The sequence below is a fragment of the Aliiroseovarius sp. ABM4_368 genome (assembly GCF_056161205.1).
Genome location: NZ_JBSWYR010000001.1, coordinates 305,803 through 328,218 on the forward strand (window position 1 = coordinate 305,803; position 22,416 = coordinate 328,218).

At 59.0% G+C, this 22,416-nt stretch carries 26 protein-coding genes; 24 read left to right on the top strand and 2 right to left on the bottom strand.

Features of this window, described 5'->3' with window-relative positions; translation table 11 throughout:
- Positions 1 to 26 precede the first annotated feature (26 nt).
- The 5 genes from hflK (at position 27) to ACXAH3_RS01600 (ending at position 4,144) form a co-directional block, all read left to right on the top strand.
- A complete protein-coding gene (gene hflK / locus ACXAH3_RS01580) occupies positions 27 to 1,184 on the top strand; it encodes an FtsH protease activity modulator HflK (protein WP_474860312.1) in 1,158 nt (385 codons plus the stop codon).
- On the top strand, positions 1,184 to 2,056 hold the full coding sequence (hflC, locus tag ACXAH3_RS01585; protein ID WP_474860313.1) for a protease modulator HflC: 873 nt from the start codon (positions 1,184 to 1,186) through the stop codon (positions 2,054 to 2,056). Before hflK ends, hflC begins: the two co-directional genes overlap by 1 nt.
- Entirely contained in the window at positions 2,053 to 2,244 is a 192-nt protein-coding gene (locus ACXAH3_RS01590) for a DUF2065 family protein (RefSeq protein ID WP_474860314.1), read from the top strand. The genes hflC and ACXAH3_RS01590 overlap by 4 nt, the downstream gene beginning before the upstream one ends.
- Positions 2,245 to 2,252: 8 nt before the next feature.
- On the top strand, positions 2,253 to 2,513 hold the full coding sequence (locus tag ACXAH3_RS01595) for a DUF1905 domain-containing protein (RefSeq protein ID WP_474860315.1): 261 nt from the start codon (positions 2,253 to 2,255) through the stop codon (positions 2,511 to 2,513).
- A 101-nt stretch (positions 2,514 to 2,614) separates the two neighbouring features.
- Positions 2,615 to 4,144: a Do family serine endopeptidase gene (locus ACXAH3_RS01600; RefSeq protein ID WP_474860316.1), complete on the top strand. Its 1,530-nt coding sequence runs from the start codon at positions 2,615 to 2,617 to the stop codon at positions 4,142 to 4,144.
- A gap of 133 nt (positions 4,145 to 4,277) precedes the next feature.
- Here the strand turns inward: ACXAH3_RS01600 and ACXAH3_RS01605 are convergent, their stop codons facing one another.
- Positions 4,278 to 4,472, bottom strand: a complete 195-nt coding sequence (locus ACXAH3_RS01605) for a DUF1127 domain-containing protein (RefSeq protein WP_474860317.1) — start codon at positions 4,470 to 4,472, stop codon at positions 4,278 to 4,280.
- Positions 4,473 to 4,827: 355 nt separating this feature from the next.
- Here ACXAH3_RS01605 and ruvC point away from each other — a divergent pair, with 355 nt between their 5' ends.
- The 19 genes from ruvC to folD all read left to right on the top strand — a co-directional run bounded on the left by ruvC (position 4,828) and on the right by folD (position 21,807).
- Entirely contained in the window at positions 4,828 to 5,334 is a 507-nt protein-coding gene (ruvC, locus tag ACXAH3_RS01610) for a crossover junction endodeoxyribonuclease RuvC (protein WP_474860318.1), read from the top strand.
- Positions 5,331 to 6,044 (top strand): Holliday junction branch migration protein RuvA, encoded by a 714-nt coding sequence (ruvA, locus tag ACXAH3_RS01615; RefSeq protein WP_474860319.1) that lies wholly within the window; start codon positions 5,331 to 5,333, stop codon positions 6,042 to 6,044. Before ruvC ends, ruvA begins: the two co-directional genes overlap by 4 nt.
- 18 nt (positions 6,045 to 6,062) lie before the next feature.
- Positions 6,063 to 7,124: a Holliday junction branch migration DNA helicase RuvB gene (gene ruvB, locus ACXAH3_RS01620; RefSeq protein WP_474860320.1), complete on the top strand. Its 1,062-nt coding sequence runs from the start codon at positions 6,063 to 6,065 to the stop codon at positions 7,122 to 7,124.
- Between the two features lie 55 nt (positions 7,125 to 7,179).
- Positions 7,180 to 7,845, top strand: coding sequence for a hypothetical protein (locus ACXAH3_RS01625; RefSeq protein ID WP_474860321.1), 666 nt, complete (start codon positions 7,180 to 7,182; stop codon positions 7,843 to 7,845).
- A 54-nt stretch (positions 7,846 to 7,899) separates the two neighbouring features.
- A complete protein-coding gene (locus ACXAH3_RS01630) occupies positions 7,900 to 8,325 on the top strand; it encodes a hypothetical protein (RefSeq protein ID WP_474860322.1) in 426 nt (141 codons plus the stop codon).
- Positions 8,326 to 8,382: 57 nt separating this feature from the next.
- A complete protein-coding gene (gene ybgC / locus ACXAH3_RS01635) occupies positions 8,383 to 8,769 on the top strand; it encodes a tol-pal system-associated acyl-CoA thioesterase (RefSeq protein ID WP_474861136.1) in 387 nt (128 codons plus the stop codon).
- A 111-nt stretch (positions 8,770 to 8,880) separates the two neighbouring features.
- A complete protein-coding gene (gene tolQ, locus ACXAH3_RS01640) occupies positions 8,881 to 9,576 on the top strand; it encodes a protein TolQ (RefSeq protein ID WP_474860323.1) in 696 nt (231 codons plus the stop codon).
- 1 nt (position 9,577) lies between these two features.
- Positions 9,578 to 10,060: an ExbD/TolR family protein gene (locus tag ACXAH3_RS01645; protein ID WP_474860324.1), complete on the top strand. Its 483-nt coding sequence runs from the start codon at positions 9,578 to 9,580 to the stop codon at positions 10,058 to 10,060.
- Between the two features lie 7 nt (positions 10,061 to 10,067).
- Positions 10,068 to 11,090, top strand: coding sequence for a hypothetical protein (locus ACXAH3_RS01650; protein WP_474860325.1), 1,023 nt, complete (start codon positions 10,068 to 10,070; stop codon positions 11,088 to 11,090).
- Positions 11,090 to 11,233, top strand: coding sequence for a hypothetical protein (locus ACXAH3_RS01655; protein WP_474860326.1), 144 nt, complete (start codon positions 11,090 to 11,092; stop codon positions 11,231 to 11,233). Before ACXAH3_RS01650 ends, ACXAH3_RS01655 begins: the two co-directional genes overlap by 1 nt.
- A gap of 17 nt (positions 11,234 to 11,250) precedes the next feature.
- Positions 11,251 to 12,600 (top strand): Tol-Pal system beta propeller repeat protein TolB, encoded by a 1,350-nt coding sequence (gene tolB / locus ACXAH3_RS01660; RefSeq protein ID WP_474860327.1) that lies wholly within the window; start codon positions 11,251 to 11,253, stop codon positions 12,598 to 12,600.
- Positions 12,601 to 12,713: 113 nt separating this feature from the next.
- Positions 12,714 to 13,226, top strand: coding sequence for a peptidoglycan-associated lipoprotein Pal (gene pal / locus ACXAH3_RS01665; protein ID WP_474860328.1), 513 nt, complete (start codon positions 12,714 to 12,716; stop codon positions 13,224 to 13,226).
- Positions 13,227 to 13,253: 27 nt separating this feature from the next.
- The gene (gene ybgF, locus ACXAH3_RS01670; protein WP_474860329.1) at positions 13,254 to 14,087 is read left to right on the top strand and encodes a tol-pal system protein YbgF; all 834 of its coding nucleotides are present in this window, start codon (positions 13,254 to 13,256) and stop codon (positions 14,085 to 14,087) included.
- Positions 14,084 to 15,322, top strand: coding sequence for a tRNA lysidine(34) synthetase TilS (gene tilS, locus ACXAH3_RS01675; RefSeq protein WP_474860330.1), 1,239 nt, complete (start codon positions 14,084 to 14,086; stop codon positions 15,320 to 15,322). The genes ybgF and tilS overlap by 4 nt, the downstream gene beginning before the upstream one ends.
- An 87-nt stretch (positions 15,323 to 15,409) precedes the next feature.
- Positions 15,410 to 17,326, top strand: a complete 1,917-nt coding sequence (gene ftsH, locus ACXAH3_RS01680) for an ATP-dependent zinc metalloprotease FtsH (protein ID WP_474860331.1) — start codon at positions 15,410 to 15,412, stop codon at positions 17,324 to 17,326.
- 125 nt (positions 17,327 to 17,451) lie between these two features.
- Positions 17,452 to 18,039 (top strand): MOSC domain-containing protein, encoded by a 588-nt coding sequence (locus tag ACXAH3_RS01685; protein WP_474860332.1) that lies wholly within the window; start codon positions 17,452 to 17,454, stop codon positions 18,037 to 18,039.
- 211 nt (positions 18,040 to 18,250) lie between these two features.
- On the top strand, positions 18,251 to 19,927 hold the full coding sequence (locus tag ACXAH3_RS01690) for a formate--tetrahydrofolate ligase (protein WP_474860333.1): 1,677 nt from the start codon (positions 18,251 to 18,253) through the stop codon (positions 19,925 to 19,927).
- Between the two features lie 78 nt (positions 19,928 to 20,005).
- Positions 20,006 to 20,899, top strand: a complete 894-nt coding sequence (locus tag ACXAH3_RS01695) for a bifunctional 5,10-methylenetetrahydrofolate dehydrogenase/5,10-methenyltetrahydrofolate cyclohydrolase (protein WP_474860334.1) — start codon at positions 20,006 to 20,008, stop codon at positions 20,897 to 20,899.
- Between the two features lie 17 nt (positions 20,900 to 20,916).
- The gene (folD, locus tag ACXAH3_RS01700) at positions 20,917 to 21,807 is read left to right on the top strand and encodes a bifunctional methylenetetrahydrofolate dehydrogenase/methenyltetrahydrofolate cyclohydrolase FolD (RefSeq protein ID WP_474860335.1); all 891 of its coding nucleotides are present in this window, start codon (positions 20,917 to 20,919) and stop codon (positions 21,805 to 21,807) included.
- A gap of 108 nt (positions 21,808 to 21,915) precedes the next feature.
- Here folD and ACXAH3_RS01705 read toward each other — a convergent pair whose 3' ends face one another.
- Entirely contained in the window at positions 21,916 to 22,338 is a 423-nt protein-coding gene (locus ACXAH3_RS01705) for a hypothetical protein (RefSeq protein ID WP_474860336.1), read from the bottom strand.
- Positions 22,339 to 22,416 lie beyond the last annotated feature (78 nt).

The following is a 22,416-nucleotide window of genomic DNA, read 5'->3' on the forward strand; positions in this document are numbered from 1 at the left end:
TTTTAACACGGAAGGAATAGGACCAGATGGCCAGCGATAATGGCGGTCCCTGGGGCGGCGGTGGAAACCGTGGCGGCTCTGATGGACGTCCCCCCTCGAACAATGGTGGCAATCGCGGCGGCAACAACCGCCCCGGCGGTGACAGCCCCCAGATCCCTGAAATCGACGAGCTGATGAAAAAAGGCCAAGAGCAACTGCGCGTGCTGATGGGGGGTCGTGGAGATTCTCGCAAAGGCGGCGGGCAGGGCGGTTCGGGCTCTGGTGGCTCCGGCATCGGGCGCGGCTCGATCCTGTTGGTCGCGCTTGTGGCGGCAGCGGTCTGGGTCTTTGCAAGCTTCTATCGCGTCGATACGTCGGAACAATCGGTCGAACTTCTGTTCGGTGAACGTTATGGCGTCGGGCAAGAGGGTCTGAACTTCGCCCCGTGGCCTGTTGTAACCAAGGAAATCTATCCGGTTACGCGCGAAAACATTATCAACATTGGCGACGGTACGTCCGAAGGGCTGATGCTGACCGGGGATGAAAACATCGTCGACATCGACTTCCAGGTCGTTTGGAACATCTCGGATATTGAGAAGTTTGTGTTCAACCTGGCCGCCCCGGAAAACACCATTCAGGCCGTGTCAGAATCGGCCATGCGCGAGATCATCGCGCGATCACGACTGGCGCCGATCCTAACCTCGGATCGTGGTGTCATTCAGCAAGAGCTGGAAGAATTGATCCAAGCCACGCTGGATGGCTATCAGTCTGGCGTGAACATCGTCCGCGTAAACTTTGACCGTGCTGACCCACCCGCAGAAGTGATCGACAGCTTCCGCGAAGTGCAGGCGGCAGAACAGACCCGCGACACGTTGCAGAAACAGGCCGACGCCTATGCCAACCGCGTTGTTGCGGCGGCCCGTGGTGAAGCGGCACAATTGCTGGAACAAGCTGAAGGTTATCGTGCGCAGGTCGTGAACGAAGCCGAAGGTGAAGCCGCGCGCTTCATCGCGGTTTACGACGAATACCAAAAGGCGCAGGACATCACCCGAAAGCGTCTGTATCTTGAGACGCTAGAAAAAGTTATGACCAGCATCGACAAGGTCATTTTGGATGATGCCATAGGTGGCGACAGCGGCGTCGTGCCGTATCTGCCCCTGAATGAGCTGAATAAATCGCAATCCAACAGCGGAGGGTCGAACTGATGAAACGTACTCAAGTCGCTCTTTTTGTCCTGTTCGCTCTGGTCGTTGGTGCGATGCAGGCCGTCTATATCGTGGACGAACGTGAAACCGCCCTGCGCCTTTGGTTCGGTGAGGTGACTGCAGAAATCCGCGAGCCGGGCCTGAACTTCAAAGTTCCGTTCCTGCATGAGATCGTCAAATATGACGACCGGATTTTGCCGCTGGATACCCGCAAGCTGGAAGTGACCCCAGCGGATGGTCGCCGTCTTGAAGTGGACGCGTTTGCCCGCTGGCGTGTGGCTGATGCCAAGCAATTCCGTCGTGCGGTGGGTGCAAGCTCGATCGCTGGGGCTGCTCCGCGTCTGGAACGCATCCTGAACGCTGAACTGCGCGAGGTTTTGGGTAAGGTTAACTCGGGCGCTGTTCTGTCGGCAGACCGTGTTGTCCTGATGAACCAGATCCGTGACCAAGCCCGTGGCCAAGCCGCAGGGCTGGGGGTCGAGATCATTGATGTGCGCATCAAGCGCGCTGATCTGCCCAAACAAAACCTTGAAGCCACGTTTGAACGTATGCGCGCTGAACGTCAGCGTCTGGCAGCGGACGAGATCGCCCGCGGTAACGAAGCAGCCCAGCGTTTGCGCGCGGCTGCGGATCGTACTGTGGTGGAAACCGTGTCCGAGGCGCGCAAGAACGCTCAGATCGTGCGTGGTGAAGCCGACGCCCGCCGTACTGCCATTCTGGCAGATGCGCTGGGTCGCGACGAAGAGTTCTTTACCTTCCTGCGTTCGCTGGAAGCCTACGAGAACTCGCTGACCACTGGTAACTCGTCGCTGGTGATTTCACCCGATAGCGAGTTTTTCGACTATCTGGGGTCGCAACAGGGTCGGCAATGAGCCTTGTTTTACTAGGTATCGGGCTTGTGCTCGTGATCGAGGGGCTGGTGTTCGCACTGGCCCCTTCACGTCTGGATGATCTGGTCGCGATGATGGCCGCCATGTCCCGTGATCAGCGACGGATGATCGGGTTGGTCGCCCTCGCGCTGGGCGTGGGGCTGGTCTGGCTGTCAGGTGTTCGCCCGTGACGGCGAGGGTGATACGCTTTGATGCGGTGATCCTGCGCAAGCAACAGGATCTGCCCCGCTATATCATTGTGAAGCCTGAAATTTCCCATGCATTCAAGGGCGCATTCAATGCCCAAGTGACGCTGAATGACAGCGCCCCATTTCCGCGCCGTATTCACCCTTGGGGCAATGGCTTAGACGCGTATTTCTTCAATCTAACACAGGTGCAGTGTCGCAAGGCTGGCGTGGACACTGGCGACAAATGCCGCTTTACGATCACGCCTGCCTGATTGCTCACGCCGTGTTACGTGTGTTCACATAGCAGTGAGGTCTCCCCTCAAACTTTGCGTTGCGCTTTCCCGTTCCTATCTAGAGACTATCGTTTAAACGGATGTTTTATCCGGTAGGAATTGAAAAGGAGAGTAGTGTGAGAGCGCAGGCATACGCCCTTAGGCAAGTGCAGACAGAGTATTATCGGGGTTTTGTGGCCCTGATCCTTGCGGTCGCCACATTGTTGGCAACCTCCATCCGTGCGGACGCGCGTGGCGCGCCGGAAAGCTTTGCGGATTTGGCCGAACAGGTCAGCCCCGCTGTGGTGAATATCACCACCTCGACCATCGTGGCCGGGCGCGAAGGCGGCCCACAGCCGATGATCCCCGAAGGCAGCCCGTTTGAAGAGTTCTTCCGCGATTTCCTTGATCGCAACCAGCAGGCTCCGAACGGTGGACAGGAACCGCAGCGTCAGCGTCGCAGTCAGGCTCTGGGATCCGGTTTCGTGATTTCCGAGGATGGGTTCATCGTCACCAACAACCACGTGATTGAAGGTGCTGATGAGATCCTGATCGAATTCTTTGATCGCGAAGATCAGCTGGAAGCCACTGTAATTGGCACCGACCCGAACACCGATATCGCACTTTTGAAAGTCGAAAGCGAAGAGCCGCTGACATATGTCAGCTTTGGTGACAGCGATGTCATGCGTGTTGGCGATTGGGTGATGGCTGTTGGTAACCCGCTGGGGCAGGGCTTCTCGGTCTCGGCCGGGATCGTGTCGCAGCGCAACCGCGAACTGTCAGGCAATTACGATGACTATATCCAGACCGACGCGGCGATTAACCGGGGCAACTCGGGCGGTCCGCTGTTCAATATGAACGGTGAAGTGATTGGCGTGAACACCGCGATCCTCAGCCCCAACGGTGGCTCGATCGGGATCGGGTTCGCCATGTCCTCGGCCGTGGTGGATCGTGTGGTTGATCAGTTGAAAGAGTTCGGCGAAACCCGTCGCGGTTGGCTGGGTGTACGCATTCAGGACATCTCGGATGACATCGCAGAAGCGCTTGGGCTGGACAGCACCGATGGTGCGCTGGTGACGGATGTGCCAGATGGTCCCGCCATGGATGCAGGTATTCAGGTCAATGACGTGATCCTGAGCTTTGATGGCGTTGACGTGACGGATTCGGGCGGGCTGGTACGCACCGTGGGCAACGCGCCCGTGGGCAAGGCTGTGCGCGTTATGATCCTGCGCGATGGCAAGACCGAAACCATTTTGGTCACGCTGGGCCGTCGTGAAGATGCGGTTGCTGCGTCGAACCAAACCGGCGAAGAGCCGTCGGCCCCGGCGGAACCTAGCAAGCTTCTGGGCATGTCGCTGGCACCTTTGGATGACAGCACGCGCGAGGCACTTGGCTTGAACCCCGGCGAAGAGGGACTGGCCGTTCTGGACATCGACGAAGATACTGAAGCCTTCGAAAAGGGTATTCGTGCGGGCGACGTGATTTCTGAGGCGGGGCAGCAGCCGGTGACCTTGATCGACGATCTGGAAGCCAGCCTGGAAGTTGCCCGCGACGGTGGCCGCAAGTCGGTTCTGCTGCTGGTGCGCCGTGATGGCAACCCGCGCTTTGTCGCGCTAACGCTGGAAGAATAAGCCCATAGAAAAGAAATTCCCGCCGGAATGGATCCGGCGGGAAAACCAAACCCGCGCTGGACGGCGCGGGTTTCTTTTTGTCTGCCTTGATCGTCGAAATGACGTGGCAGACGGTTTCGCGAGTGGCGAGGTCTTAGAAGTTTTCGATATCGGCGCGGCACAGCCCGATATCATCAAGCTCGCGTTCTGTCAGTTTCGACAGTGCGTTGCGGGTTTCGCGAGCGTCATTCCAGGCGACCACGGCGGCAACAATACCGCGCATGGCGTCGGACAGACGGCCCCCGAAGACGCCGCCGGTTGCGGGGGTCATAGTTTCGAAAGCAGCCATTTTCGTGTCCTTCACAAAAAAGATGTTGGGTGAGCTTCATTGCTCTGATCCGCCATCTAGGGCCGGAAAACCGCCCCCACAAGCGCGCTTTTTGCATGTCCCATATGCAGTTTTTGCAACGGGTCGTTTTCAGAATATGCAGGGCCGAAAATGGTCGGAAACAGGCAATTTTCGGGCGTGCCGCTGAAAACATTTCGGGTTCATTATAGTGCATTTCAGTCATCCCGGGCCTTGATCCCGACATGGCGGGTGGCTGGCGTAAATCGCGCTGGCCTATGTTCTCGTTTCGTGCTAGTTCTGATCCCACAACGAAAAAGCGCCAAAAAGGTCGCAAAGCAGCAGAGCAGGGCAGGATATGCGCATCATTGGCATTGACCCGGGACTTCGAAACATGGGCTGGGGGGTGGTGGACACCCAAGGCACGCGGCTGTCGCATGTGGCCAATGGGGTTTGCATGTCCCGTACCGGCGATTTGGCGTCGCGGCTTTTGTCCTTACATAAACAACTCTCGGACGTGGTGGCGCAGTATCAGCCGGACACAGCAGCAGTTGAACAGACATTTGTGAACAAGGATGCCGTCGGCACCCTGAAGCTGGGGCAGGCGCGCGGGATCGCGCTGCTGGTGCCCGCTCAGGCGGGGCTGAGCATTGGGGAATACGCCCCCAACGCTGTGAAGAAAGCCGTGGTGGGCGTGGGGCACGCGGATAAGCAGCAGGTGGACCACATGGTGCGGATGCAACTGCCCGGCGTGCAGATCACCGGGCCTGATGCCGCAGACGCATTGGCGATCGCGATCTGCCATTCCTTCCACGCACAGAATGCAGGCCGGCTTGAGGCCGCAGTGAAAAGGGCGACAGCATGATCGGACGGATTGCAGGACGCATTGACTATCGGGCCGACGATCACGTGCTGATCGACGTGAAGGGCGTGGGGTATCTGGTCTATGTCTCGGACCGGACCATGTCGGCGCTGCCCGGTAATGGCGAGGCCGTGGCGCTTTATACCGACCTTCTGGTGCGCGAGGACAATCTGCAGCTCTTTGGCTTCACTTCGCTGGTCGAAAAAGAATGGCACCGTTTGCTGATGAGCGTGCAGGGCGTGGGGGCGAAAGCCTCGATGGCTATTCTGGGCACGTTGGGTGCGGATGGCGTCAGTCGGGCGATCGCCTTGGGGGATTGGAATGCAGTGAAGGCGGCCAAGGGCATCGGGCCTAAGACCGCGCAGCGCGTTACGAACGAGTTGAAAGACAAAGCCGCCAGCGTGATGGCGCTGGCAGGGGCTGGGGGATCTACAGGAGGATCAGCTGGGGCAGGCTCAGGCGCTGCCACGTCTGAGCCTGATCTTGATGACGCGGTCATCGAGACACAAGCAGGGGCGGGTGCGACGGCTGTGCCCACCGCGCCAGACACGGATCCCGCCGCGCAGGCCGAGGCTCTGTCGGCCCTGACCAATCTGGGATATGGCCCCGGCGATGCGGCGTCCGCCGTTGCACAGGCCTTGGGCGAGGATCCCGCTTTGAACACTGCCGGGCTGATCCGTGCGGCATTGAAACTGCTTGCGCCCAAGGGCTAGGGGTTGAAGAATTAATTTATGTCGATCTCAGACCCTGCACACAGCCCAAACCCCACATTGCGTCCCACGCCAACGCCGGAAGAACGCGCCGAGGTCGACCGCGCCTTGCGCCCGCAAGCGCTGGAAGATTTCATCGGTCAGGCCGAGGCCCGCGCCAACCTGCGTGTCTTCATCGAAAGTGCCCGCCGCCGGAACGAGGCGATGGACCACGTGCTGTTCCACGGCCCGCCCGGTTTGGGGAAAACCACGCTGGCGCAGATCATGGCGCGCGAGCTTGGGGTGAACTTCCGAATGACCTCGGGGCCTGTGCTGGCCAAAGCGGGGGACCTTGCGGCGATCCTGACCAATCTGGAAGCCAATGACGTCTTGTTCATTGACGAGATCCACCGCCTGAACCCGGTCGTGGAAGAAGTGCTCTATCCCGCGATGGAGGATTTCGAGCTGGATCTGGTCATCGGCGAAGGCCCCGCTGCCCGCACCGTTCGGATCGAATTGCAGCCCTTCACGCTGGTCGGCGCGACCACCCGTCTGGGCCTTTTGACCACGCCCTTGCGGGATCGCTTCGGCATTCCGACGCGGCTTCAATTCTATACGGTGGACGAGCTGCACGAGATCGTCACACGCAATGCCGTCAAGCTGGGGGCACCCGCAGACGAAGATGGCGCGCGCGAGATTGCCAAACGTGCCCGTGGGACGCCCCGGATCGCGGGGCGTTTGCTGCGTCGCGTTGTGGACTTTGCAGTGGTCGAGGGCGACGGACGTATCACACGCGACATTGCTGACAATGCGCTGACCCGATTGGGGGTCGACAATCTGGGTCTGGATGGCGCGGACCGGCGCTATATGGGCTTGATGGCGGAACATTACGGTGGTGGCCCTGTGGGGATCGAGACACTCTCGGCCGCCCTGTCTGAAAGCCGTGACGCGCTGGAAGAGGTGATCGAACCCTATCTGTTGCAGCAAGGTCTGATCCAACGCACCCCGCGCGGGCGGATGCTGGGGCAGCGTGCGTGGGCGCATCTGGGCCTAAACGCCCCGAAGCCTGAGAAGTCCGGACAGGGGCAGCTCTTCGACGGATAGTGCTTGAAACGCGCTTCCGTTTAAGGGACACCCAGCGCGATCAAGGAGACACAAGATGACTGACGCGCCGCTTATGGCCCCCGAAGATGTGACTGCACATTTTACCCGCTCGAATGGCAACTTTACGTTTGCACGTTGGGGCCGCCCCATCGTGCCGGTTGTCTTTGGCGTCGACGAGCAGACACTTGAAGTGGTGAAAGGCGCGGTCGAAGCGGTCGTGGTTCTAGCGGGCCACAAAATGGCCGAGACCGACCCCGAGCTTGGCGCTAACCTTATGGTGTTCTTCTTCCGCGACTGGGATGAATTGCTGGACGTGCCCAAATTGGGCGAGATGATCCCAGACCTTCCGGCAACCGTTGCGCGCCTGAAAGCGGCAGGGGCAAGCCAGTATCGTGCCTTCAGATTTGATGACGAGAACGCCATTCAAGCCTGTTTTACCTTTGTCTGTATGACTGATGCCATGGCGGCGCTTCCAGCCGAAGCGATTGCCCTGACCCAAGCCGTTCAAGCGATGCTGTTGTGGAGCGACCAGGTGTTCGCAACCAAAAGCCCCCTAGCGCTGCTGCCGGATGGGCAAACAATCTTGCGGCCCGAGATCGCGGCGCTGGTCAAAGCGGCTTATGACCCGATGCTGCCCGTTGCTGCCGATGACGCATCCCACGCGCTGCGCTTGTTCGCGCGGATGCAGGTGGCTGCGCCGGATGGCGAAACGCAGCATTGACTTAGTTCAGGGAAGAAGGATGATCTTGCTCTAAACATAGTTGAGTAACTGCTTGTGCACTGGTCCTTTTCGATCCCCATTTTTCTGCTGGCAGGATTGCCCGCCTTAATCTTGATGATCAGGCTTCATGTTATCGGTTTTATCTGGTTTTTTCAGGTGCCAGTACGGCGAAAGGTTCCAATTTACTTTCGGTCCTTATGGGCTGCATTTCCTTGGTTTGCGGGCTTTGCCATTCTTGGTTTCATCACCGACATACTTGAACCCTATCTCCTGGAAGCGTTTGTAGGCCTGCTGGCATTAACTATTCTCGGAGTATTTAATGTTGGACTCTTCATGCACGGGAAGCGCTGGCTAGACCTTATGCTCGAAGAGGGCTGGATGGGCACACTCGGCGCAAAACGCGAGAAGATCTGGACAATTTCTTTGTCTGCGGGACTTTCACTTTTAGTCATTCGAGAGCTTTTGAGTATGCACTCGTAACTCCGCATTGCGCAGGGCTGCGTTTAACTGCATTTTCAATCCGAAAACCACGAGGCCATCATGCACAAGTTTCCCATCCGCGTTTACTATGAAGACACCGACATGGCCGGGATCGTCTATTACGCCAATTATCTGCGCTATATCGAACGGGCGCGGTCCGATTGGGTGCGCGAGATCGGGATAGATCAGAATGTCATGCGCGAAGAAGGGCTGGTTTTTGCCGTGCGCCGGGTCGAGGCGGACTATGTCGCGCCTGCGAAATTTGACGATGAGTTACAGGTTGAAACATCTGTCGCGCAGGTGACAGCCGCACGTCTGGTGATGGAGCAGGTCGTCAAACGTGGTGAACAGCCTTTGTTTCAAGCGCTTGTGACCATTGTTTGCGTCGCGGATACGGGCGCACCTGCGCGGCTTCCGGCAAATATTCGCCGGTTGGTTCATTGAAATCGCAGCAAATCCCGCCGATGACGCGGTTTTGATAGCCATCTGCCTGCGCTTGGGTTAATCTTCGTGCAGAAAAGCGGCCCAAAGAGGCGGCGGTACAGAGGCAGAGTTATGGAAACGGAAGCGCTTTCGGCAGCGGCGGAGATTGATTTCTCCTTCTTGGCCCTATTTCTACGTGCAACTTTTACAGTGAAGCTGGTGATGCTTCTCTTGATCGTAGCGTCGATTTGGTCATGGGCCATCATCATCACAAAATTCATGGCTTTCCGGCGCACCCGCGCCGAGGCTGACGTCTTTGATCACAAGTTCTGGTCCGGTGAACCTTTGGACGAGCTGTTTGACCAGATCGGTCCCAGCCCGGACGGATCAGCGGAAAAGGTCTTTGCGGCTGGGATGCTGGAATGGCGACGCTCGCACCGTGCGGATGGCGGGCTGATCGCCAATGCACAATCGCGGATTGACCGTTCAATGGACGTGGCCATTGCCAAGGAAGGTGAAGACCTGAACAAGGGGCTGAGCTTCTTGGCTACGGTCGCATCGACTGCGCCTTTTGTGGGGCTGTTCGGTACCGTCTGGGGCATCATGAACGCCTTCATCGAGATTGCGCAGCAACAGAACACCAATCTGGCCGTTGTGGCCCCCGGCATCGCCGAGGCCCTTCTGGCAACCGGTTTGGGCCTTCTGGCTGCGATCCCGGCAGCGGTATTCTATAACAAGCTGAGCGTGGACAGCGACAACATCCTTGCGGGCTATGAAGCCTTCGCGGACGAATTCGCAACCATCCTCAGCCGTCAGTTGGACAGTTAAGATGGGCGCGAATGTGCAAAGCAGCGGGGGTGCCGATCGGCGCGCTCGTCGTGGGCGCCGTCGCGGCAAGCATCGCCGCGTGATGGCAGAAATCAACGTGACGCCCTTCGTGGACGTCATGCTGGTGCTTCTGATCATCTTCATGGTGGCCGCTCCCTTGTCGGTGGTTGGCGTGCCTGTCGAACTGTCGCAGACCGCTGCTAAGTCCTTGGAAGCGCCCGAGGAAGAACCGCTGGCCATTACCATCAACGCCGAAGGACAGGTCTTCCTGCAAACGACTGAGATCGCGCGCGACGATCTGATCCCCCGCCTGCGTGCCATCGCCGCAGAACGTGTGGACGACAAGATCTTTCTGCGCATTGACGGTCAGGTCGAATGGGACACCACGGCCCAGATCATGGGCGCACTGAACGCTGCTGGCTTTTCCAAGATCGGTTTCGTGACCGAAGGCGGTGGCCCGACGCTGACCGGGCAGGGGAACTAGGGCTGCGATGCGCAAGGGGCTGTATATCTCAACAGCCGCTCATGGGGTTTTGATCCTGTGGGTGCTTTTCGGCGGGGTCTTTAAATGGGACCGCGACGAAGAACTTGTGCCCGTGTCCGATGTTTCGTTCATTTCCGAAGATGAATTTGCAGCACTGAGCGCGCCTGCGGGCGAAGCCAATGCGCCCGAGAATACGCCTGCGCCAGCGCCGCGTCCTGAACCGGAACCCGCGCCAGAACCTGAACCTGTGCCCGAACCGGAACCCGAACCGGTGCCCGAGGCGGAACCCCAGCCTGAACCCGAACCCGAGATCGCGCCGGAACCTGAAACCGCGCCTCCGGCCCCTGCGCCGCGTGTGGCCCCTGAAGCGGCCCCCGAACCCGAAGCCCCGGTGGAAGAACAACCCGACCCGGTCGAGGCTGTAACGCCCGAGCCGACACCCGAAGCCGCACCAGCACCCGAGGAAGTAACGCCCGCCGCGCCGCCCGAAGCCACGACCGAGATCGTGACCGAAGCCGAAGAACCGGTCGAGGAACCCTCGGCCGCGCCCGCGACCTCGCAACGTCCGAAATCGCGCCCGAGCCGTCCGCAGCCGCAGGTGGCGCAACCAGAGACCCCCTCTGCCTCGGATGCCAATGACGTTGCGAATAGGATAGAAGATGCGGTCGCCGGCGGTACGCAAGACACGCCTGCGCAAGATATCCCGCTGGGTCCGCCTCTGACGCGCGGCGAAAAAGACGGGCTGCGCGTCGCGGTTAGCCAATGCTGGAACCTTGGATCCTCGTCGACCGATGCACTGTCCACGACAGTCGTGGTGCTGGTCACCATGAGCCGCGAGGGCAAGCCCGAAGGCATCACACTGGACAGTTGGGAAGGTCCAAACCAAGCCGCCGCGAATACCGCGTTCCAAGCCGCGCGCCGGGCGATCATCCGCTGCGGTGCACGAGGCTTTGACCTGCCCGCCGAGAAATATGGCCAATGGCGCGAGATCGAAATGACCTTCAACCCCGATAAGATGAGGATCAAGTGATGCAAAAGCACGTCACCATCCCACCTAAAGTGGTGCAAATGGTCCGTTTCACGCCAGTTTTCGCCGATTTTTCCCCTGACGTTGAAGGGGGTGCTGAATTTATGCCTAAGCTAAACACAATCAAAGGGGCAGTCGCGCAATGAAAAGGACGTCTGAGCAGATGAAATTTGGTCTGAAGAAAGTCTCGTGCTTGTTGGCCGCCTGTGCGGTTATCACGGCGGGGGCGCTGCCACCAACAATCGCCGCCGCCCAATCCGAAGGTCCTCTGCGGATCGAGATTACGGACGGGGTGATCGAACCCTTGCCCTTCGCCATTCCCGACTTCGTTTCTGAAGATGGTGGATCAGCCGATATTGCCCGCTCGATATCGCGCGTGATTGCAGCGGATCTGGCCAGCACGGGGCTTTTCCGGGAAATCCCCCAAGACGCATTCATCTCGGGCGTGTCGAATTTTGCCAACCCGGTTGCCTATTCGGACTGGAAAGCGATCAACGCGCAAGCCTTGATCACCGGCGCGGTCACAAGCTCGGGCGGGAATGTGAATGTGAAGTTCCGCGTGTTCGACGTGTTCTCGGGTCAGCCGCTGGGCGAGGGCTTGCAGTTTTCGGGCTCGGCAAGTGGCTGGCGTCGCATGGCGCATAAGGTGGCTGATATTGTGTACAGCCGGATCACTGGCGAAAGCGGATATTTTGACAGCCGCGTGGTGTTCGTGGCCGAAAGTGGCCCCAAAAATGCGCGTCGCAAGCGATTGGCGATCATGGATTATGACGGCGCGAATGTGCAGTACCTGACGGACAGCTCGGCTTTGGTGCTGGCGCCGCGTTTCTCGCCACAAGGGGATCGGGTGCTTTACACCAGCTATGAAACCGGCTTCCCGCAGGTGTATCTGTTGGACGTCGCCACGGTGGGCCGTCGCGTGTTGTCCAGCCAAGAGGGCACCATGACTTTCGCACCGCGTTTCTCGCCTGATGGGCGCACCGTGGTCTATTCGCTGTCGGCAGGCGGCAATACTGACCTTTACACAATGGACGTGGCCAGCGGACAGAGCCGTCGTTTGACGCAAGCTCCGTCGATTGAAACCGCGCCCAGCTTCTCGCCCGACGGATCAAAGATTGTGTTTGAAAGCGACCGCTCGGGCAGTCCACAACTGTATGTTATGCCCGCAGGTGGTGGTGAGGCTTCGCGGATCAGCTTTGGTCAAGGGCGTTACGGCACGCCCGTTTGGTCCCCGCGCGGAGATCTGATCGCCTTCACCAAACAAAACGCAGGTCGCTTCCACATTGGTGTGATGCGCACCGACGGGTCGGAAGAGCGGCTTTTGACGGCGTCCTTCCTGGACGAAGGCCCGACCTGGTCGCCCAACGGGCGCGTAATCATGTTTACGCGTGAAAGCCAAGGCGCTGCGGGCGAGGCGGCGTTGTATTCCGTGGACATTACGGGCCGCAACCTGCGCCGTGTGCTGACCGAAGGGGCCGCTTCGGATCCCGCGTGGTCGCCCTTGCTGAACTAACCGACATGGCGCGGAACACGCGCTTTGTTTTCAAACCGCCGGCGAAATGCTAGACTTCCGGCAAGAATATGAACGAGCATGCCCAAACAGGGCGACAAGATACAGGAAAGACCATGAAACATATTGCGATGACAGCGCTGTTCGTGGGCGCATTGGCCGTGTCGGCCTGTTCGAAGGACCGCTTTGGAAATGACCGCTATGGCGGTGGTGCCGGAGCAGGCGGAGACTTCGTTGCAGGCAGCGCCTCGGATCCGCGTTCGCCAGCTTACTTCAATCAGACCGTCGGGGACCGCGTGCTCTTTGCTGTGGACCAGTCGACGCTCAGCCCCGAAGCTGTGCAGGTACTGACCCAGCAAGCCACGTGGTTGATCGATAACACCACCTATACCGCCGTGATCGAAGGCCACGCGGACGAACAGGGCACACGTGAATACAACCTTGCACTGGGCGCGCGCCGTGCGTCTGCCGTGCAGAACTTCCTGATTGATCGCGGGGTCGCCCCGAACCGTTTGCAGACCGTAAGCTATGGCAAGGAACGCCCGCTCGAGATCTGCTCGGACGAGGCTTGTTATTCCAAGAACCGCCGCGCTGTGACCGTGCTGGCCGCTGGTGCGATCACCAGCTGATCTAACCGGATAAAGAGGGCCTGAGATATGGTTGCAAAATCCCTGAGAGCCTTGTTGCTGGGCGCCGTTTTGATGGGGGCGCCCGTCTTGGCGTCGGCGCAAGACCGCGCGCAATCGCTGGCAGACATCCGGCAGGAACTGACCGTTCTTTATGTCGAGATCCAGAAGCTGAAGACCGAGCTGTCGACCACGGGCGGTGCCAATGTGACCACCGGTGTTGGCAGCCTATCCCAGCGCATGTCCGCCATCGAAGGCGAGCTGTCGCGGCTGACCTCGTTGACCGAACAGTTGGAGTTCCGCATCAACTCGATCGTAAAAGACGGCACCAACCGGATCGGCGATCTGGAATTCCGTCTGGTCGAGCTTGAGGGCGGCGACATCTCGAAGCTGGGCGAAACTTCGACCCTTGGGGGCGGGGCAGCACCAGAAGGTCCGGTGACCGCGCCCGAGACGACGCTTGTGCCAGAAACCCAGCTTGCGGTGGGCGAGAAGCAGGATTTCGACGCTGCGGGTGACGCGCTTGAAGCGGGTGACTATGCGCAAGCTGCGACGCTGTATACGCAGTTTGTCGACAACTATCCGGGCAGTCCGCTGACATCAGAGGCGCATTTCCAGCGCGGCGAAGCGCTGACTGGATCGGGTGACATCAAGAACGCCGCGCGCGCCTATCTGAACGCGTTTTCTGGCGCGCCTAACAGCGAACGCGCGCCGGATGCGCTCTATCGTTTGGGGCATTCGCTGGGTGGGCTTGGACAGATCAACGAAGCCTGCGCGACGTTGGCTGAAGTGGGTAAACGTTTCCCCGGCGCACCTGCTGTGGCGGATGCGACCGCATCCCGTCAGGCCCTTGGTTGCCCGTGACGCCAAAACAGACATTTGAAATTGCCTTGGACCGGGCCCGCCAGCGCGGGCCCGTTTCGCGTCTTGGATTGGCCGTGTCGGGTGGCAGTGACAGCATGGCGATGCTGGGATTGGCCGTTGATTGGGCCAAAGGGCAGGGGATAAAGCTGCGGGTGGCCACTGTGGATCACGGGTTGCGCATCGAAGCCACGGACGAGGCCCTATGGGTCAAGGCGCACTGTGCCGAGCTTGGCGTGGCCCATGACACGTTGACTTGGGATGAAGTCCCAAGCGGCAATATCCAAAGCGCGGCACGCAGCGCGCGCTATGACCTTCTGGCCGCATGGGCGCGTGGTCTGGATCTGGACGCCGTGGCGGTGGCACATACCTCTGATGATCAGGCCGAGACCTTTATCATGCGCCTAGCACGCGGGTCGGGCGTGGATGGGCTGGCTGCGATGCAAGATGACTGGATGGCGCAAAATATGCGCTGGCTGCGTCCGGTTCTGGGGACATGTCGAGAAGGTTTGAGACTTTTTCTTACCGAACGCGGGGAGGAATGGATCGACGACCCATCGAACGTGGATACACGATATGAACGGGTCCGGGTGCGCAAAGCGATGGAAGATTTGGCCCTTTTGGGCTTGGATCGTGACCGTCTGGTGGGCACCGCGCAGCGCATGACCGAGGCACGTTTGGCATTGACCCAAGCCGCTGTTGCAGCGGCAGAAACCTGCGCCGAGGTGATGCTGGGCGACGTCGTGTTTGACGCCGAAAGCTATGTCCGGTTGCCTATTGAAACCCGGCACCGATTGCTGTCGGCAGCGATCCGGTTTGTGTCCGGCGCCGCCTATCGTCCGCGCTATGATGCGCTGAAAGAGGTTGAGGATCAGGTGCTTAGCGGTAAACGACGCACCTTGTCAGGATGCATTCTGATCTTGAAGGCAGGGCAGATCATCGTCGGGCGCGAGTTGAACGCGATCCGTGACGAAGTGGGTAATCCGGGCGAGGTTTGGGACGGGCGCTGGGTGCTGTCCGGCCCAGAAACTTCTCAGGTCCGCGTATTGGGGCAGGCCATCACGGACTGCGCAGATTGGCGTGTAACCGGGCATCCCCGTGACCGTTTGATGACGACGCCCGCGCTGTTTGATGACGACACTTTATCAGCTGCTCCGGCCGCTGGTTTGACCCGCGATGGCGTCAAACTGGATGGGCCAAGCAAAGCCGATTTCCTAAAGGCCATTTTATCGCATTGAACCTTGGCCAATCATCCCTATTTTAAGGACAAAGCGCTAAACGGTCGTTTGGCGCCCCGTCGCTATGGCATCTGAAGGAGATCCCCCTTGGGCAACGCGAGAAATTTCGCCTTTTGGATTGTGCTGTTTGTACTGATCCTGGCCTTGTTCAACCTGTTCTCGAACGGTCAGTCCGGGCTTGCATCATCACAAGCAACCTATTCCGAATTTATCGCCGCCGTTGAGGGCGACAACGTTAAATCCGTCACGCTAGATGGCGAAAAGCTGATCTATCAGGCTGGCGACGGCAAAATCTATCAGACGATTGTTCCGCGTGATGCGGCCGTGACGGATCTGCTGATTGCTGAAGGCGTCGAAGTAACTGCGGAACCGCAACAGCAATCAGGTTTCATGAGCATTGTGACATTGCTTTTGCCGGTGGCTCTGCTGATCGGTTTCTGGTTCTTCATGATGAACCGGATGCAAGGTCGCGGGGGCGGTGGTGCCATGGGTTTTGGCAAGTCGAAAGCCAAAATGCTGACCGAGCGTGAGGGACGTGTGACCTTTGACGACGTGGCCGGCATTGACGAGGCGAAGGAAGAACTGGAAGAGATCGTGGAATTCCTGCGCAACCCGCAGAAGTTCAGCCGCCTTGGTGGTCAGATCCCTAAAGGTGCGCTTCTGGTTGGCCCTCCGGGCACCGGTAAAACGCTGCTGGCGCGTGCGATTGCAGGCGAGGCGGGCGTGCCATTCTTCACTATTTCGGGTTCTGATTTCGTTGAAATGTTCGTTGGCGTTGGTGCAAGTCGCGTCCGTGACATGTTCGAACAGGCCAAGAAAAACGCGCCCTGTATTGTCTTCATTGACGAAATCGACGCCGTTGGCCGTCATCGTGGTGCCGGCTATGGCGGCGGCAACGATGAACGCGAGCAGACCCTGAACCAGTTGCTGGTCGAGATGGACGGCTTTGAAGCCAATGAAGGTGTGATCATTCTGGCCGCGACCAACCGTCGTGACGTTCTGGATCCGGCCCTGCTGCGTCCCGGTCGTTTTGACCGTCAGGTCACTGTGCCGAACCCGGACATCAAGGGCCGCGAGAAAATTCTGGGTGTTCACGCTCGCAAGGTGCCTTTGGGCCCCGACGCTGACATGCGCATCATTGCGCGTGGTACGCCGGGCTTCTCGGGTGCTGATCTGGCGAACCTCGTGAACGAAGCTGCATTGATGGCTGCCCGTGTGGGTCGCCGGTTCGTGACCATGGAAGATTTCGAGAACGCGAAAGACAAGGTCATGATGGGGGCCGAACGGCGCTCGATGGTGCTGACGGACGACCAGAAGGAAAAGACCGCCTATCACGAGGCCGGTCACGCCGTGGTTGGCCTGAAGCTGCCGCAATGTGATCCGGTCTATAAGGCAACGATCATTCCGCGCGGTGGTGCGCTGGGTATGGTTGTGTCGCTGCCCGAGATTGACCGTCTGAACTGGCACAAGTCGGAATGCGAAGAAAAGCTGGCCATGACCATGGCGGGCAAGGCGGCCGAAATCATCAAATATGGCGAAGACAATGTCTCGAACGGGCCAGCTGGGGATATTCAGCAAGCATCCGGTCTGGCACGTGCCATGGTGATGCGCTGGGGTATGTCCGACAAAGTTGGCAATATCGACTATGCCGAAGCGCATGAGGGATATCAGGGCAATACCGCTGGTTTCTCGGTCTCGGCGCACACGAAAGAGCTCATCGAGGAAGAGGTCAAAGGCTTCATCCAAGACGGCTATGAGACCGCGTTTAAAATCCTGACCGAGAATAAGCAGGAATGGGAAAATCTGGCGCAGGGTCTTTTGGAATACGAAACCCTTACCGGTGCCGAAATCGAACGCGTGATGAAGGGCGAGCCGCCCCATGCATCCGATGATGATGACACGCCGGACGAAGGAAATGCCCCGTCCGTCGCGGCCATTCCGAAGACCAAGCCCCGCAAGAAATCGTCTGACGATGGCGGGATGGAACCGGAACCCACAGTGTAACCCACTGCATAAAACCAAAACCCCAGAGCCACGCTCTGGGGTTTTTTCTTTCAGGACGACATAAGGTGTGATTTGCCCCGGCCTGCGAGACCGGGCAGGGTTCCCCAAATTGATAGGAGCCGCCTATGCCCGCTTTGATCCCCACTGACTATACCGCGACGATCACGTGGCTTGGTTTCACCTCTGATCGCGACGCCAGCATGCGCAGCGAGGTACGAGAGGCGGTGGTGGTCAGCTATGACGGGATGGTGGGCGAGGCGCGTTCAGGTCTGACGCGCGAGTCCTGTGCGCGCGTGACCAATCAGTATCCGCTGAGAACGGATATTCGCAACACGCGCCAGATCTCGATCCTGTCGGCAGAAGAACTGGCGCAGATTGCCCGGTCGCTTGACCTTAGTTCGCTGGATCCCGCGTGGCTGGGCGCGTCAATGATCGTCGATGGCATCCCCGATTTCACCCATATCCCGCCATCTGCACGCCTTTTGTCGGAAAATGGCGCCTGTCTGGCCATCGACGTCGAAAATCTGCCCTGTAATGTTTCTGCCCGCGAAGTCGAACGCGCGATGCCGGGACATGGCCTTCGTTTCAAAAAAGCGGCCTCTGGTAAGCGTGGTGTTACTGCATGGGTTGAACGTCCGGGGATATTGAAAACAGGGGATCCCCTGCGCCTGTTCGTGCCCGCGCAGCGGGGCTGGCTGCCCCAACACCCGTAAGCCAATTGGCCAGGGAAACCTTGGTTCCTTTCAAGAACCTTGGGGGCGGATGGGAAACGCGAGGTCCCCATTTCGACGAAATCGGCGGCAAACATGTCGGATTTCACCCTGTCTGTCGGGATTCTGATCGTTATGCAGGAATGGATATTTGGCTGCAGCGCTAACAGGGATGCAGCCGTTTGAACATGCTCTCGTTTCTGAAGGATCTGCCATGAGCTATAAATCTGACATCGAAATCGCCCGCGAAGCCAAGAAGCGCCCGATACAAGAAATCGGCGACAAGCTGGGCATTCCGACCGAGCACCTGCTGCCCTATGGCCACGACAAGGCCAAGGTTAGCCAAGAGTTCATCAACTCGGTCCAGTCCAAAAAGGACGGCAAGCTGATCCTTGTGACCGCGATCAACCCAACCCCGGCGGGTGAAGGTAAGACCACCACGACCGTTGGTCTGGGCGACGGTCTGAACCGCATTGGCAAGAAAGCGATGATCTGTATTCGCGAAGCGTCGCTTGGTCCGAACTTCGGGATGAAGGGTGGTGCTGCGGGTGGCGGTTACGCGCAGGTTGTGCCGATGGAAGAGATGAACCTGCACTTCACCGGCGACTTCCACGCCATCACCTCGGCGCACTCGCTTCTGTCGGCGATGATCGACAACCACATCTATTGGGGCAACGAGCTTGAGATTGACGAGCGTCGTGTCGCATGGCGCCGCGTGGTTGATATGAACGACCGTGCGCTGCGTGACATCGTTTGTTCGCTGGGTGGCGTTGCCAACGGCTTCCCGCGTCAGACGGGCTATGACATCACCGTGGCCTCGGAAGTAATGGCAATCCTGTGTCTGGCTAACAATTTGGAAGACCTTCAGAAACGTCTGGGTGACATCATTGTGGCCTATACCCGCGAACGCAAAGCCATCTATTGCCGCGACATCGGCGCGGACGGTGCAATGACCGTTCTGCTGAAAGACGCCATGCAGCCGAACCTTGTGCAGACGCTGGAAAACAACCCTGCCTTCGTCCACGGCGGCCCGTTCGCTAACATCGCGCACGGCTGTAACTCGGTCATCGCGACCACCACCGCGTTGAAACTGGCCGACTATGTCGTGACCGAAGCAGGCTTTGGTGCTGACCTTGGCGCCGAGAAGTTCATGAACATCAAATGCCGCAAGGCTGGACTTGCGCCCTCGGTCGTCGTGTTGGTGGCCACGGTGCGCGCGATGAAGATGAACGGCGGCGTTGCCAAGGCCGATCTGGGTGATGAAAACGTCGAAGCCGTACAGGCCGGTTGCGACAACCTTGGTCGCCATATCGAGAACCTGAAAGGGTTCGGCGTGCCGGTTGTGGTTGCCATCAACCACTTCGTCAATGACACCGACGCCGAGGTTGCTGCCGTCAAAGACTACGTAGACGGCCATGGTGCAGAAGCCATCGTATCGCGTCACTGGGAACTGGGTTCGGAAGGCTCGGCTGATCTGGCCACCCGCGTGGCTGAAATCGCAGACGCCGACGTATCGGCCTTTGCACCCATCTATCCCGACGACATGCCGCTGTTTGAAAAGATCGAGACCATCGCCAAGCGCATCTATCGCGCCGACGAGGTTCTGGCCGACGCCAAAGTGCGCAACCAGCTGCGTGACTGGGAAGAAGCTGGATATGGCAATCTGCCGGTCTGCATGGCGAAAACGCAGTATTCGTTCTCGACCGACCCAAGCTTGCGCGGCGCGCCCACCGGCCACTCGGTTCCGGTACGCGAGGTTCGCCTGTCGGCTGGCGCTGGCTTCATCGTTGTCGTCTGCGGCGACATCATGACAATGCCCGGCCTGCCGCGCAAACCTGCGGCCCTGTCCATTGGCCTGAACGCCGACGGCGAAATCGAAGGCCTGTTCTAAACAGGATGACGAGGGGCGGGGACAACCCGCCCTTCGCTTTTAAGATCCCAGAAATTCCCCGCAAAGAAGGAACGGGCCATGATTGGCAACACCGCCACTCTGATTGACGGCAAGGCGATTGCTGCCGACTTGCGCAAGGATGTGGCCGTGCGCGCTGCTGAACTGACAGAACAGGGCTGGTCGCCCAAGTTGGTGTCGTTGTCCGTTGGTGATGTCGCCGCGGCTGAGCTTTACGTGCGCAACCAGCAGAAATCGGCAGAAAGCGCCGGGGTCGAGTTCGAGGCGCGCAACTATCCTGCCGAGACCTCGCTGGAGCAGCTGACCGGTATCATCCAAGGCCTGAACGCCGACCCGCGCGTGAACGGCATCATCATTCAGCGCCCGCTGCCGGATCATATCCCGGTGAAGACCCTGCAAAAGCTGGTCCATCCGTTGAAAGATGTGGAAGGGATGCACCCCGCGTCCATCGGGAACATCGTCTATAACGATCTGGCGCTTGGTCCCTGTACCGCTGTGGCCGCTGTCGAAATCCTGAAGACGCTGCCCTTGGACATGGAAGGGCTGAATGTCACCGTGATCGGCCATTCGGAAATCGTCGGCAAGCCCATCGCCTTCCTTCTGATGGGGCTGGGCGCGACGGTCACCGTGTGTCACCATATGACCCGCTCGGTCGCGATGCACAGCCGCGCTGCAGATGCCGTGTTCGTCGCCGTGGGCAAACCCGGACTGGTGACAGGCGAGATGCTGAAACCTGGCTGCGCGGTGATCGACATCGGCATCAACCGCGTCGACGGCAAGACCGTGGGCGACGTGGATTTCGAAAGCTGCAGCCAAGTTGCGGGCTGGATCACCCCTGTTCCCGGCGGCGTCGGCCCCGTGACGGTTGCGACCCTGATGTCCAACGCGGTATTGGCAACTGAAATGCAGATGAATCACTATCGTGACGCCTATGCGCGTTCCGAATTTGACTGACAGATAAGGAGAGCGTGATGACGGCTCAGATCATTGATGGCAAGGCGTTTGCCGCAACTGTCCGCGAGAAGGTCGCGGGTCACGTAACCCGCCTGAAGGAAGAAAGCGGCATCACGCCCGGTCTGGCCGTTGTGCTGGTGGGTGAAGATCCCGCGTCGCAGGTCTATGTTCGCTCGAAGGGTAAGCAGACCGTTGAAGTCGGCATGAACAGCTATGAGCACAAGCTCGACGCCGATACCAAAGAAGAGGATCTGCTGGCGCTGATCGACAAGCTGAACAACGACCCCGCCGTGCATGGCATTCTGGTCCAGCTGCCGCTGCCCGGTCACCTGAACGAAGACCTTGTGATCAACGCGATCGACCCGGCCAAGGACGTGGACGGGTTCCACATCTCGAATGTGGGCCTTCTGGGCACCGGTCAGAAGTCGATGGTGCCCTGCACCCCGCTGGGCTGCCTGATGCTGCTGCGTGACCACCACGGTTCGCTGTCGGGGCTGAATGCCGTTGTCATTGGCCGCTCGAACATCGTGGGCAAACCGATGGCACAACTGCTGCTGGGTGACAGCTGTACCGTCACAATCGCGCATAGCCGCACCAAAGACCTGCCCGAGGTCGTGCGCGGTGCTGACATCGTTGTCGCCGCCGTCGGCCGCCCCGAAATGGTGCCCGGAGATTGGATCCGCGAAGGCGCCACCGTGATCGACGTGGGCATCAACCGGATCGAGCGTGACGGCAAGAACAAGCTCGTCGGCGACGTGGACTTTGAAAGCGCCTCGAAAGTGGCAGGGGCCATCACACCGGTCCCCGGCGGCGTCGGCCCGATGACCATCGCCTGCCTTCTGGCCAACACCCTGACCGCCTGCTGCCGCGCCAACAGCCTGGCCGAGCCGGACGGGCTGACGGCGTAAGCTGAGGGTTTATGAGAATTGAGACGGCGTCAGGGGAACTTGGCGCCGTTATTTATAAGACGACGCCTGTGCGGACGAAGTGTGCTTGGTTCGTGCATTTACCTACCGTTATCCATTGGCCCATTGGGCGCGGATTTCACTTTCGCGGGCTTCCAACATGTCGTCGGCATCATTGCAAGACATGTAGGCGAATGAGAGTGCAGCGTATTGGCCTTCATATTGCGCAACTTCTTCCATCAAGGTTGCCGCGCCAGCGACTGAGTATTCAGAACCTGATGCGATGATACGGGCAACCGAAACGATTGGGGCTGACAATGGATGATCCATGCGCTCGGTCCATGCACCTATCAGTTCTTGAAGGGTTTCTTTCGACACAGTTACGCTAACACCCGGATGGCAAATTTCATACAGAACTAAAAACATAGCATTCGGTGATATGGCATTGGCCTGATCGATCAATGCGATTGCGGCGGATCGATCATTGTATGGAAATTTACAATCTACAAGATCATTGAAATCTGCTTCATCCATGTTGTTTTCTCGACGAACTCTTTGGCGAATTTAGTACAACCGAACTAGATCGAGTTCTCGGGCTGGGCGCAACTAACG